This is a genomic window from Nocardia sp. NRRL WC-3656 (assembly GCF_000720265.1).
Taxonomy (GTDB): Bacteria; Actinomycetota; Actinomycetes; order Mycobacteriales; family Mycobacteriaceae; genus Nocardia; species Nocardia nova.
Window position 1 is genome coordinate 114,789 of record NZ_JOJF01000001.1, and the last position, 12,601, is coordinate 127,389.

At 69.4% G+C, this 12,601-nt stretch carries 9 protein-coding genes; 4 read left to right on the forward strand and 5 right to left on the reverse strand.

The annotated features are described in order from the left end of the window. Positions 1 to 21 precede the first annotated feature (21 nt). From IG65_RS0100540 to IG65_RS0100550, 3 genes are all read right to left on the reverse strand, one after another. The gene (locus IG65_RS0100540) at positions 22 to 1,497 is read right to left on the reverse strand and encodes an FAD-dependent oxidoreductase (protein ID WP_030512787.1); all 1,476 of its coding nucleotides are present in this window, start codon (positions 1,495 to 1,497) and stop codon (positions 22 to 24) included. Positions 1,498 to 1,570: 73 nt separating this feature from the next. Further along, the gene (locus IG65_RS0100545; protein ID WP_231508998.1) at positions 1,571 to 2,503 is read right to left on the reverse strand and encodes a tyrosine-protein phosphatase; all 933 of its coding nucleotides are present in this window, start codon (positions 2,501 to 2,503) and stop codon (positions 1,571 to 1,573) included. 93 nt (positions 2,504 to 2,596) lie between these two features. Continuing rightward, a complete protein-coding gene (locus tag IG65_RS0100550) occupies positions 2,597 to 5,014 on the reverse strand; it encodes a PEP-utilizing enzyme (protein ID WP_156055442.1) in 2,418 nt (805 codons plus the stop codon). 274 nt (positions 5,015 to 5,288) lie between these two features. Between IG65_RS0100550 and hsaA the strand changes: the two genes are divergently transcribed. Continuing rightward, complete coding sequence (gene hsaA / locus IG65_RS0100555; protein WP_030512790.1) at positions 5,289 to 6,452, forward strand: 3-hydroxy-9,10-secoandrosta-1,3,5(10)-triene-9,17-dione monooxygenase oxygenase subunit; 1,164 nt, start codon at positions 5,289 to 5,291, stop codon at positions 6,450 to 6,452. Then, positions 6,452 to 7,306, forward strand: coding sequence for an alpha/beta fold hydrolase (locus IG65_RS0100560; RefSeq protein ID WP_030512791.1), 855 nt, complete (start codon positions 6,452 to 6,454; stop codon positions 7,304 to 7,306). The genes hsaA and IG65_RS0100560 overlap by 1 nt, the downstream gene beginning before the upstream one ends. 108 nt (positions 7,307 to 7,414) lie before the next feature. Here the strand turns inward: IG65_RS0100560 and IG65_RS0100565 are convergent, their stop codons facing one another. Then, on the reverse strand, positions 7,415 to 9,697 hold the full coding sequence (locus IG65_RS0100565) for a LuxR C-terminal-related transcriptional regulator (protein ID WP_036522671.1): 2,283 nt from the start codon (positions 9,695 to 9,697) through the stop codon (positions 7,415 to 7,417). A gap of 170 nt (positions 9,698 to 9,867) precedes the next feature. Between IG65_RS0100565 and IG65_RS0100570 the strand changes: the two genes are divergently transcribed. Both IG65_RS0100570 and IG65_RS0100575 read left to right on the forward strand, forming a co-directional pair. After that, complete coding sequence (locus IG65_RS0100570) at positions 9,868 to 10,779, forward strand: TIGR03564 family F420-dependent LLM class oxidoreductase (RefSeq protein ID WP_030512793.1); 912 nt, start codon at positions 9,868 to 9,870, stop codon at positions 10,777 to 10,779. Between the two features lie 54 nt (positions 10,780 to 10,833). Further along, positions 10,834 to 11,196: an MmcQ/YjbR family DNA-binding protein gene (locus tag IG65_RS0100575; protein ID WP_051755173.1), complete on the forward strand. Its 363-nt coding sequence runs from the start codon at positions 10,834 to 10,836 to the stop codon at positions 11,194 to 11,196. A 32-nt stretch (positions 11,197 to 11,228) separates the two neighbouring features. Here IG65_RS0100575 and IG65_RS0100580 read toward each other — a convergent pair whose 3' ends face one another. Beyond that, positions 11,229 to 12,470: a bifunctional 3,4-dihydroxy-2-butanone-4-phosphate synthase/GTP cyclohydrolase II gene (locus IG65_RS0100580; protein WP_030512795.1), complete on the reverse strand. Its 1,242-nt coding sequence runs from the start codon at positions 12,468 to 12,470 to the stop codon at positions 11,229 to 11,231. Between the last annotated feature and the right edge of the window lie 131 nt (positions 12,471 to 12,601).

Consider the following 12,601-nt stretch of genomic DNA (forward strand, 5'->3'; position numbering starts at 1 on the left):
GCACCGGTCCGATGATCGTGACTAACCCTGCGCCGCGGCAATTCCCGCGCGGCGGCCGAAGAATGTTCCGTCACCGAGCGACGTCCCGCTGATATATCCCTGCCCGTGCAGATTGACCGCCGCGCGGCCGGCGGCGAACAGTCCGGGCATGACGGCGCCGTCGATATCCAGGACCCGGCCGTGCCTGTCGGTGTGCAAACCGCCGAGCGTGAACACCGAGGCGCCGGTGCCTCGGCGGTCGCCGGCTTCGGCGGGCGGGCGAACGCCGGCGCGCACATCGATGGCCGCCAGCGGGGCGCGCAGCGGACGTAGCCACCGCGCCGCCTTGTGCTGGTCGGGATCCGTTCCGGCAGTGGCGAATTCGTTGTAGCGGCACAGTGTGGCCGCCAATGCGCCCGGCGGCAGATCCATCGCGGCGCCGAGTTCGTCGGCGGTTTCGGCCAGATGGGTCGGCTGCACACCCCAGCGTTGTTCTTCCGGCACGGCCTCGAACGCTTCCTCGTCGACCACCACCCACACCCGCATACCCTGCGTGAACAGCGCCGCCTGGCCGATGCGGCCCGGATAGGTGTCCTCGTTGACGAAGCGCTGTCCCTTGTCGTTCACCACAATTCCGCGCGCGGCCAATGCGGGAATCAGGGAAATCCCCACCTGCCCCGTCGACATGTGCCGCACCGCCGCACCCGCGGCCTGCGCCATGCGGATGCCGCTGCCGTCGTCGGTACCGGCGCTGACCTTGGTGTGGCCGAGCAGCAGCGGGGCGTGCGCGGCGAGCATCTCGTCGTTGTCGACGAATCCGCCGGTGGTGAGGACACATCCGCGCCGGACTCGAATCGTCAGTTCGCGGCCGTACTGCCGGGCGACCACGCCGGTGACCGTGCCGTCGCCTGCGAGAATCAGCGCGGTGGCGGCGGTGTCGAAAAGGGATGTCACACCGGCCGATTCGGTCGCCGCGCTGAGGCATTGCATCAGCAGGCGACCGCCGAAGTCGTTGGCGGTGGGCCGATGCCCGCGCGGGGCGGGACGGGCGATCTCGGTGAAGGGCCAGCTGTTCTCGCCGAGCCACATCAGGCCGTCGTCGGTGGGCGGCACCCACGCCGGGGCATCCCAGAGCGACGGTGCGAACGGCACGCCGCGGTCGACCAGCCAGTGGAAATGCTCGACACTGTGCTCGCAGTAGTCGGCGATCTTCGCGGTGTCGGCGCCGGGGCCGAGGGCGGCGGTCAGGTAGGCGGCCATATCGGCCGGGGTGTCGTCGAAGCCGCAGGCGGTTTGGATCGGGGTGCCCCCGCCGAGATAGATCTCACCGCCCGACATCGCAGACGAGCCGCCCGGACCGCCCGCGCGATCGAGCACCAGGACCCGCGCTCCCGTGCGCGCGGCTTCGAATGCCGCTGCGGCACCGGCGCATCCGTATCCGACGACCAGCACGTCGGTGTCCAGGTCGTAACGGGTGATCTCGGTCGACGATCGTGGCGTCACCGCGTGAACCGGCATGGTCTGCCTCTCCTCGGCGGCACGCCGCGCTCGACGGTGAGCGCGGCGTGCCGATGGTCGGGTGCGAGTGGGCTCAGCGGCCCGGCTTGTCCAGCAACTTGGCCTTCAGGGCGTCGACCGTCGCCGAATCCACGCCCAAGCCGTCGGACAGAAACCGATCGAAGGATCCGTAGGACTGCTGGACCTGGTCGAAGGAGGCGTCCAGATAATCGGCCTGGACACCCAGAATCGGTTCGAACAGCGACGGATCGGTGACCAGACCCCGCTGCACCAGCGCATCCATCTGTGCCTTGTTGCTCGCGGCCAGATAGTCGTTGGACGCCAGGTAGTCCTTGTAGATCTGGCCCTTGGGCACATCCAGCGCCGACATCAGGATCGCGGTCATCCAGCCGGTGCGGTCCTTACCGGAGGTGCAGTGGTAGAGCACCGCATTCGGGGAGTTCGCGATCTCCTTCAGCGCCGAAGCGAACTGCGCCCGCGCCGATCCGTCGGTGACCAGCCAGCGGTAGTAGTCGCGCATGATCTGCGCGGCCTTCCCGTCGCCGAGCTTGTCCTGTTGCACCTGCGGTCCGCCGGCGATGATGCTCGACACCATGAGATAGAAATCGTTGTTCGGATCCCAGATCGACTGCGCGCTGTAGGGGATCGACGACGGCAGCTGATCCGGGGCGGCCTTCATCTCGTTCGGGCTGCGGAAGTCGATGGCCTTGCCGATCTGCAGCGAGGCCAGCTTCTGCTGATCCGCCGGTGTCAGCCGGTTGAGCGCATCGGAGCGGTAGACCAGGCCGAACCGAATCTTCCCGCCTCCGTGCTGCGTCGGATAGCCACCGATATCGCGGGCGTTGGGTGCGGAAATGCCCAGGGACTGTTGCTGATCCGAGGTGGCCGGCGCGGTGTGGACCAGTGGCGGCGCGGCGAACGCCGGGGTGGTCGCGGCGGGGAGGACGGCGATGAGCGCGGCGGCCAAACCGGCCACCGACCCCCGCAGGACATGCGAAATCGGCACGGGTGGTGTTCCTTTCCTCGAGGTCCGCCGGATCGACGACGGACCACGTCCTGAGCCGCGGGATTCGTTCGCGCGGCGTCGTTTCGGCGAGCCTCAGGCGTCGGCGTCGGCCAGTAGCGTCACGGTTCCGGTGGCACCGTCGACCCGAACCCGCTGACCGTCGGACAGACCCGTGCTGGCGGTCTTGGTGTCCACCACGCACGGAATGCCGAACTCGCGGGCCACGATCGCCGCATGCGAGGCCGAGCCGCCGATATCGGTGACCACCGCGGCGGCGTAGGCGAACATCGCGGTATGGCCGGTATCGGTGACCGAGGCGACCAGGATGTCGCCGGGCTCGATATCGTCGTCGGAGCTCAGCACCAGTTTCACCGTGCCCTCCACGACACCGGCGCTCACTCCGGTGCCGGTGAGGCTCTCGCCGACGGCGAGCGCACCCGAGACCGGCTGCGGTTCCCAGCGGCCGACCACCAGATCCGGCATCCGCACCGCCTGCAGCCGCACCCGCTCTTCGCGTCGGCGTGCCACGCGATCCTTCAGATCCGCCGGGGCCCACAGCAATTCGTCGAGCGTGAGGAACCAGGCGTCGTCGACATTGTTGAGTTCGTGCCGGTCGACCAGGCGCGCCGCCAGCTCGCGGGCCGCCATGCGCAGGCAGTTCGTGTACCGCACCACCGCATCGCGGACACGTTCCCGCGAGACCGTGGCGCCGACGGCCATCCGCGCGGTGCGGGCGGTCGGCTCGGCGACCGCGTCGCGCTTCGGCGCCGGGAGTTCCGCGGCCCGGGCCGCGGCGGTGACCAGCAGCTCGGGGCGGTCGCCGAAGGTCGGGTTGAGGAATTCGCATTCTCCCGGTCCGCGATGGCCGACCACCGCCAGTTCGGCGTCCAAGGCATGCGCGAAGCGCGGCGAGCGGCTGCGGGCCAGGGCGACGTCGCCGGCCCGGGCGGCCTCGTGAACGGCGGGTTCCGCGCGGCAGACCGCGGCCAGCCGTTCCACCGCCAGCATCGGTCGCGCCGATTCGAGGCGGTTCACGTCGATCGGAACGTCCGGGTCGTCTTTGCCGCGTGCGTGCATGGCGGTCGCGGCGCCGACCAGCATGACGCCGATGGAGGCCGCCGCCCACGACTGATTGAGCCGGTCCCGCCACAGCAGTGCCCGCGCATGCAGCTGCGCATCGGTCAGCTTCTCGATGTCGTTGCGGGACAGTGCCTCGCGATGTGAGGCGGCGTTGATCGTTTCGGTGGTGGTACCGAAGCGCAGTGCCGTCGCCAGCACCCGGCCGGTGGCCTTGGCCGTCCCCCAGGTGCTGCCCACTCCGGTCGGCATCGGCGGACGGCCCTGGGGCTGCAACGGGACCTCGGGCGGGATGGCGCCGTACACGTCGCGGCGGATGCTGTCCTCGTCCCAGCCCGGCATATTGTCCGCGGCGAGGACGCCGATCGAGGCGTTGATGAAAATGTGGTGGCCGAGCACCGAGGTGACGCGGCTGGTCCAATGCTCGAGGGCGATGCCCTCGAGGGCGATCATGTGGCCCATCGCGGCATTGGCGAGCCGGATCGCCCCCGCCTGCAGGTCGATGGTGAGTGGGCTCATCGGGCCGGGCAGCGCCTCGGAGGTGTTGGTGGCCGTGTGCACGGGAATGCGCGGGTCGACGCGGTCGTCGAATTCGCCCTCCAGCCCCTGCGGCGCGGCCACCTCCAGCGGATGCCCGTCGGAAGTCTTCGCGCGGGCGGGAATCACATAGTCGGTCAGCGGGATCGCGCCGCGGCGGGCGCGGAAGCCGGTGCCGTGCGCGCGGCGGCCGACCAGGCCACGCACCATGTCCTCGACAACTTCGGTGCCGGTCCAGCCGTAACGGAAGTCCCAATCATGCTGTGCGGCAGAAGGATCGAAATCGGGAAGGCGACTGCCGCCGGCGCCCGGGACGCGAGGCGGAATCCGCAGACCGGCTTCCCGCAGCATGGTCCGCGCCTGTGAACCGGAAACAAGCTCGGGCGCAACAAGGTCCACCGCGCCGATGCGATCGGAGATCGCAGCCAGTACCAGGAAGCGTTCCACGTCGTCGGTGTGCACCAGCGGAATCCGCTGAGAGCCGCTCGCGTTCAGCAGTGTCCGGACCACCGCGCGGCTTCCCTCCGTGGTGCGCCGACCGGCCACCAAGGCGGGACGAACCAGCAGCGCCCGCGCGCCGGTGGCCGCAATGGCTTTGCGCGCCAGGCTCTCCCGCTCCGGTGAGGCGAGCACAACCAGCCGGGTGCCCGCCTCCTGCGCCGCGGCGGCAACCGCCGCGACCGGTCCGTCCGAAACGTCCAGCACCACGTCGCAGCCGTCCACGATGCCGCGATAGGCGCCGGCACTGCCGGGATCGGCGATATGCACCTCGATCCGCGGATCCACATACCGGTGCAGAACCCGGTCCGCTCCGGCGACGTCGTGCCCGGCGGCCGCCAGCATGCGCGCCACCGCGCGACCGGTGGGTGTGGTGACTCCGGTGATCAGGACCCGCATCGACTCTTCCTCCTCGCGTGCGCCACCCACGAACGTGACGCCGTTCACACACCATGACGAGTGGATCGCGAGGTGCCCGCGCAAAGTCCCGGTCACCGGGCGCCCCGGCTCGCTGAGTGGGGTTGTGTTGTCGGCCTCCGCTTCGCTCCGGCGGGGTCTCGGTCCCCTGCATTCCGATGATCGGGACTTCTCGGTCCCACCACCCGCACCCGCCCCTACCGTCGAGGCATCGACCCAGTGCGTGGCAGCGCAGAGGCAGGGAGGAACACCGGCAATGACGAACAAGGTGCTCGATCGGGTGCGGGACCTGCTCCCGGCGATCGGGGAACGGGCGGTGACGGCCGAGCAGGAGCGGCGGGTGCCTGCCGAGACGATCCGCGAGCTGACCGAGGCGGGCGTGTTCCGGATGTTGCAGCCGAGCCGCTTCGGCGGTGCGGAGGAGTCGCCGGTCGCCTTCTACGAGGTGATTCGCGCGATCGCGACCGTCTGCCCGTCGACCGCGTGGGTGGCCTCGGTGCTGGGTGCGCATCCGTGGCAGCTGGCGTTGTTCGACCCGCGCGCCCAGCAGGATGTGTGGGGTGAGGATTCCGACACGCTGGTCTCCTCGTCGTATGCGCCCACCGGCAAGCTGACTCCGGTCGACGGCGGCTTCGAGATGAGTGGCCGGTGGAGCTTCTCCTCCGGTTGCGATCACGCCGACTGGGCGTTCCTGGGCGCGGTGGTGCCGAACGGTCAGGGCGGAGCCGATTACCTGACGGTGCTGGTGCCGCGCACCGACTACCGCATCGAGGACGTCTGGCATGTGTCGGGCCTGTCGGGCACCGGGAGTAACGACATCATCGTCGAGAAGGCGTTCATTCCGGCGTATCGCGCGTACAGCGCCGCCGATCAGTCAGCGCTGGTGGGCCCCGGGCAGGAGGCGAACACCGCTGCGCTGTACCGGATTTCGTTCGCCAGCGTGTTCTCCAACACCATCACCGCACCGATCATCGGCGCCGCGCAGGGCGCCTACGAGTCACATCTGCGGCGTCAGCGCGAGCGGGTCCGGCTGTCCTACGGCGGGCAGAAGGTGGCCGAGGATCCGTTCGCTCAGGTGCGGATCGCACGTGCCGCTTCGGAGATCGACGCGGCCATCCTGCAGCAGGAACGCAATATCACCGAGCAGTTGCGCTATGCCGAAGCGGGCGAGGAGATTCCGTACGAGCTGCGGTTGCGCAGCCGCCGCGATCAGGTGCGCGGCACCGAACGCGCGATCTACGCGATCGATCTGCTGTTCGAGAACTCCGGCGGCCACTCGATCCGCAAACCCAATGTGATCGAACGCAACTGGCGCGATGCCCACGCCGGCAACGCGCACGTGATCAACGATGTCGAGCGAGCGCTGGCGATGTACGGTCAGGGTGAGATGGGTGTCGAGGTCACGGAGCGGATGGTCTGATGGGTTTCACTGCCGAGGACACCACCCGCTGGGTCACCGTCGACGGCGTGAGACTGCGGTATCACGAGGCGGGCTCCGGTGCGCCGCTGGTGCTGTTGCACGGTTCCGGCGCCGGTGTGTCGGGCTGGGCCAATTTCGGCGCCAATCTCGAGGCGCTGGCTCCGCACTTCCGCTGCCTGGTGCTGGATCAGCCGGGATTCGGCGCCAGTGAACGGCCCGAAACCTACGACCGCAACTATCTGCGGATCGCCGTCGACGCGGTCCTGGGCCTGCTGGACGAACTCGGCATCGACACCGCGCACCTGCTCGGCAATTCGATGGGCGGGGCGGTGGCGACCTTGCTGGCCGCCGAACATCCCGGTCGCGCCGACCGGTTGGTGCTGATGGCCCCGGGCGGTGTCGGCGTCAACATCCTGGGACCCGAACCGTCGGAGGGGATTCGGCGACTGCTGGACTTCAACGCCGACCCGACCCCGGAGCGGGCGGTCGACTGGCTGAAGACGATGGTCTTCGATCAGGCCGTGCTCACCGAGGAGCTGATCGCGGCCCGCACGGCCGCGGCCTCGGATCCGGGCCAGACCAAGGCGCTCGCCGACGCCTACGCCACCTTCTACAACCCGGCCTTCGCCGATCCGGTCCCGCTGTGGGCACGGCTGCGGGCGATCCAGCACGAAGTGCTGATGCTGTGGGGCCGCGACGACCGGGTCACGCCCGTGGAGGGCGCCCTGCTGCCCGCCCGCCAGCTGCCGCGCGCCGATCTGCGGATCTTCTCGCGCTGTGGGCATTGGGTTCAGGTCGAGCGCAAGGACGCGTTCGAACGCGCCGTGATCGATTTTCTGCGGAACGGATTGTGAACGCGCGCTGATCCTTTCGCGCCGACGCCGCAGTGGCCGCCACACCTCACGAGGGTGCGGCGGCCACCGTCGTCTCCGGGCCGCGCCGGCCGCACGTCGTGCGCCGGGCTACAACCCGTGATCGCGCGCCCACCCCGCGATCTGGGTCCGTGAGGTGAAGCCGAGTTTGGTCAGGATGTGCTCGACATGGGTCTCGGCCGTGCGCACCGAGATCACCAGATCGGCCGCGATGCGTTTGTTGCTGTGCCCGGCGGCGACGAGCCGCGCCACATCCTTCTCCCGGCGGGTGAGCAGCGACAGTGCCGCGGTGTCGACGGGCGTGGGGCGCGCCGGCGCGGCCGGTGGTTCCTCGGCGGCGGGCCCGCGACCCAGGGCGAAATCGATCGCCGCCGGTAGCGTCATCGCCGCCCCCGCGTCATAGGCGGCGCGGAAACCGCTGTCGCCCAGTGAGTTCCGCACTTCGTCGCGCACCTTTTCACCCACCGCGCTGGTGATCGTATGGGCCAGGCGCACCGTGCTGCGCTGCAGCGTCTCGGCCGCGCCCATCAGCCGCGCCGACCGTTCCATATCGCCGCGGGCGGCGGCCGACCATGCCATGCCGTCGAAACCCGAAGCCAGCCAGACGCATCGGTCGAACAGCGCGAATTCCTCGATCGCGCGTCCGAGGTAGTCGTCGGCGGCGTCCTGATCGCCGAGCCGCCACTGATCGATGCCCAGCGTCCACAACGCCAGCCCACCCAACATATGCGGGCCGTAGCGCTGCGTGAGCACCTGGAACTCGCGGGCCATCTCGGTCGATCGGGGCTCCTCCAGCAGGGTCGCACACATGAAACCGAAAGCGAGACTGTCCATTTCGGTGGCGTGATGCTCGGTGGCGCGGGCCAGCCGGACCGCCTCCTCGGAGCGGCGCAGCGCACCGGCGGTATCGGCGTCGGTGAAATCGATCAGTGCCGCGTCCAGTTCCGCCTCGGCGAGGATGTCGGTGGCGCCCAGATCGGTGGCGACGGTGACGCATTCGTTCGCCAGCCGCGCCGCCGACTCCCGATCCGACAGCAGTGCCGCCAACGACGCCGCCGACGACAGCGCGCGCGCTCGTTCCCAGCTCGGTTCCGGATTCCGGGCCAGGGCGTCGGTCAGCCACCGATACCCCTCGGAGAGGAACCGGTAGTGCTCCCAGAACGGGCGCAGCACGGTCGCGGTCTCCATCGCCAGCTGCGGTGCGTCGAGCATCGAGAATTGCAGGGCCGAGCGCAGATTGGCGTGTTCGCGTGCCAATTCGCGGAACCACGCCAGATCGTCGGAACTCCAGTACGCGGTCTGCCCGCGCAGGGCCAGCCCGCGGTAGTGGTCGCGGTGGCGGGCCCGCACCCGGCGCTCGTCACCGTGTGCGACGAGGCGGTCCTGGCCGAACTGCCGGATCGGTTCCAGCATCGAATAGCGCGGCGCGGCAGCGTCGTAGCGCAATCGCAGCACCGACTTGTCGACCAGACCGGTCAGCGCGTCGAGCAGTCCCTGTGGCCCCGGTGGCAGCAGACACACGGCCTCGGCGGCCTCGATGTCGAAACCACCGGCGAAGACCGACAACTGTTGCCACAGCTGCTGTTCCGCGGGTGTGCACAGTTCGTAGCTCCAGCGGATCGCGCCCTCGATGGTCTGCTGACGCTGCGGTGCGGTGCGTGGTCCGGCGCTGAGCAGGTCCATGGTGTCGTCGAGCCGGTCGCGAATCTGCTCGGGTGTGAACACCCGGAACCGCAATGCCGCCAGTTCCAGTGCCAGCGGGATGCCGTCGAGGCGCTGGCAGATCGCGGCGAGGGTGTCGCGGTTGGCTGGGGTGAAGGTGAAATCCGGATTCGCGGCGGTCGCCCGCTCCACCAGCAGCCGCATCGCATCGCTGTCGACGTCGGTGACCGACAGCGGCGGAATCGGCATCACCTGCTCGCCGGGTATGCCCAGCACCTCGCGACTGGTGGCCAGCACCCGCACCTCGGGGGTGGCGGCGACAAGATGGGCGACCAGGGTCGCGCACGCGTCGATGAGATGTTCGCAGTTGTCCAGGACCAGCAGGAGTCGTTTGCTGGCGAGGAATTCGGTGAGCCGGTCCAGCGGCGCCGTGGTGTCGTCGCGCAGATCCAACGCCTCGGCGACGCTGAGGGTGACCAGATCGGGATCGTGCACATCGGCCAGTTCGACCAGCCACACCCCGTCCGGGAAGGCGCGCGCCATCGCCGCGCCGACCTGTCGCGACAGCCGCGTCTTGCCCACGCCGCCCGGGCCGAGCAGAGTCAGCACCCGGGTCGCGGGCAGCAGCCGTTTCGCGGTGGCCAGTTCGTCGCGGCGGCCGACGAAACTGGTGACCTCGGCGGGAAGATTCCCGGTGACACGCCGCGCCATGATCGCCAACCCTATCGTGATCGAAACGCGTGCGGACCACATCGGCGATGTCGGTCCCACGTGCCCGCGGACGGCGGAAACGGGAATAGGCTGAGACGGCGAACCGATATTCGACCCGCGGTCCGTCGGGGCCGCGGACCCACAGACCCCTCGTCCCCAGGAGGCCCGCAGTGCGGATCGGCATCATGCTCAGCGAACAGACCGGACCGGATGCGCTCGTGCGCCTGACCGACGAACTGCAGCAGGTGGCCGACGAGGGTTTCGAATCGGCGTGGCTGTCGCACATCTTCGGTCTCGACGCCCTGACCGCGCTCGCCGTCGCCGGCAGCAAGGTGCCGAATATCGAACTCGGCACGGCCGTGGTGCCGACCTATCCGCGGCACCCGGGCGCCCTGGCCCAGCAGGCCGCCACCACCGCGCTCGCCGTCGGTCGCGGACGGCTCACCCTGGGGATCGGGCTGTCGCATCAGATCGTCATCGAGAACATGTTCGGCTACGACTTCGGCCGCCCGGCCCGGCACATGAAGGAGTACCTGTCGATTCTCGGGCCGCTGCTCGAGGGACAACCGGTGTCGTACAAAGGCGAGACCCTGAGCGCGAACCTCGGCCTCACCGCGGGGGAGACCGGCCGGATCCCGGTGCTCGTGGCCGCGATGGGAACCCAGATGCTGAAATTGGCCGCGCGCCGCACCGACGGCACCGTGCTGTGGATGACCGGCCCCGCGACCATCGCCGACCACATCGCACCGACCATCACCGCGGCTGCCGCCGAGGCCGGCCGGCCCGCGCCGCGGGTGGTCTGCTCGCTGCCGGTGCTGGTCACCGACGATATCGATCGCGGCCGGGAGAAGGCCGCGACCGTCTTCGCCGCCTACGGTTCGCTGCCCTCGTATCGGGCCATGATGGATCGCGAGGGCGCCGAGGGGCCGGCCGATCTGGCGATCATCGGCACCGAGGAGCAGGTTGCCGCCCGTATCGAGAAGGTGTTCGCCGCCGGTGCCACGGAATTCGTGGCCGCGCCCTTCGTCGGCGGCCAGGCCGCCGAACGCACCCGCAAGTTGCTCACCCAGCTGGCGGACTGAGCGACGGTGGCACGCCGGGCGCGGATCGAGGACGTGGAAGCACTCGCCCTGGCGATGCCGCACGTCACCGTGGTGCGGGGGTCCAGCGGCAATCCGGTCTTCCAGGTCGGTGGCAAGTCGTTCATCTTCTTCCGCACCCCGCGCCCGGACGCCGTCGATCAGGACACCGGCGAGCGGTACCCGGACGTGATCGTCTTCTGGGTGCCGTCGGAGTCGGACAAGCGTGCGCTCGTTCAGGATCCGGATTCGCCGTTCTTCACCACCGCTCATTTCGACGGGCATCTGTCGGTGCTGCTGCGCGGGGCCCGCATCGGTGAACTCGACCTCGACGAACTGCGCGAAATCGTCCAGGACGCCTGGCTGTCGCGGGCCTCAGCGGCGCGCGGCCGGCGCTGGCTCGCCGAACATCGGCTCTGATCTCGACGACAACCGTTGCGGCACAAGATATTTCAGTTCGCCGCGGCGGAGGCGATGTCGAGCCCGGCCAGCTGGTGGCGCATGCGCTCGCGTTTGGTGCGCAGGTAGCGGACGTTGTGTTCGGTCGGGTCGGTCTGCAGCGGAATCCGGTGCGTGACCGCGATGCCGTGTGCTTGCAGGCCCTCCTGCTTGTCCGGATTGTTGCTGAGCAACCGCACCGATTCGACACCCAGATCGCTCAGGATCTGCGCGCCCGCGCCGTAGCGGCGGGCATCGATCGGCAGGCCGAGACGCAGGTTCGCGTCCACGGTGTCGGCGCCCGCGTCCTGCAGTTCGTAGGCGCGCAACTTGTTCAGCAGGCCGATGCCGCGGCCCTCCTGGCCCCGCAGATACACCAGGACACCGCGTCCCTCGGCGGCCACCGCGCGCAGGGCGGCGTCGAGCTGTTCACCGCAATCGCAGCGCAGCGAGCCGAACGCGTCGCCGGTCAGGCATTCCGAGTGCAGCCGGACCAGGACGTCGGTTCCGGACGGATCGCCGAAGACCAGGGCGAGATGTTCGACCGGTTGCGCGCCGGAGTCGGCGTCGCGGTAGCCGAAGACCTGGAAATCGCCGTAGCGGGTGGGCAGCCGGGTCTGCGCGAGCCGGGTGACGGTGTGCTCGCGGTGCTTTCGGTACTCGATGAGGTCGGCGATGGAGATGATCGGCAGCTCGTGCTCGCGCGCGAAGGTCAGCAGCTGCGGCAGCCGGGCCATCGATCCGTCGTCGTCGACGACCTCCGCGATCACGCCCGCGGGCCGTAACCCGGCCGCGCGCAACAGGTCGACGGTCGCCTCGGTGTGCCCGGCGCGGCCCAGCACGCCGCGCGGATGCGCCCGCAGCGGGAAGACGTGCCCGGGCCGGGTGAGGTCGGCGGGGGTGGTGCGCGGATCGGCCAGCAGCCGCATGGTGTGGGCGCGGTCGGCCGCCGAGATACCCGTGCTGACGCCCGCGGCCGCATCGACCGATACGGTGTAGGCGGTGCCCTTGGGATCCTCGTTGACCGCCGTCATCGGGGGGAGCGAGAGCCGGTCGAGATCGGCGCCGGGCATCGGCACGCACAGCACGCCGCTGGTGTGGCGGATCAGGAATCCGATGGTCTGCGCGGTCGCGAATTCCGCGGCCAGTACGAGATCACCTTCGTTCTCCCGATCCTCGTCGTCGACCACCACGACGGGCCGGCCGGCGGCCAGGGCGTCGAGTGCGTTCTGGATGGAATCGAGTTCACCGGTCATCGTGCACCTCCTGTATGCCTAATAGAAATATTCCGAAAGGCCTCCCGCTAGGAAGGGTTCCGCTCAGTGAGATTCTGGGGACGTCGATTTTCCGGAACCCGGCGTCGGCGTTGACCTCGAGTGCGGTTGAG

Bases quoted from the DNA above. Each gene is read 5' to 3' on its own strand.
- hsaA (WP_030512790.1), top strand. From the start codon at position 5,289: ATGACGAACAAGGTGCTCGATCGGGTGCGGGACCTGCTCCCGGCGATC.
- IG65_RS0100565 (WP_036522671.1), bottom strand. From the start codon at position 9,697: ATGGCGCGGCGTGTCACCGGGAATCTTCCCGCCGAGGTCACCAGTTTC.
- IG65_RS0100580 (WP_030512795.1), bottom strand. From the start codon at position 12,470: ATGACCGGTGAACTCGATTCCATCCAGAACGCACTCGACGCCCTGGCC.
- IG65_RS0100550 (WP_156055442.1), bottom strand. From the start codon at position 5,014: ATGCGGGTCCTGATCACCGGAGTCACCACACCCACCGGTCGCGCGGTG.
- IG65_RS0100575 (WP_051755173.1), top strand. From the start codon at position 10,834: ATGCCGCACGTCACCGTGGTGCGGGGGTCCAGCGGCAATCCGGTCTTC.
- IG65_RS0100540 (WP_030512787.1), bottom strand. From the start codon at position 1,497: ATGCCGGTTCACGCGGTGACGCCACGATCGTCGACCGAGATCACCCGT.
- IG65_RS0100560 (WP_030512791.1), top strand. From the start codon at position 6,452: ATGGGTTTCACTGCCGAGGACACCACCCGCTGGGTCACCGTCGACGGC.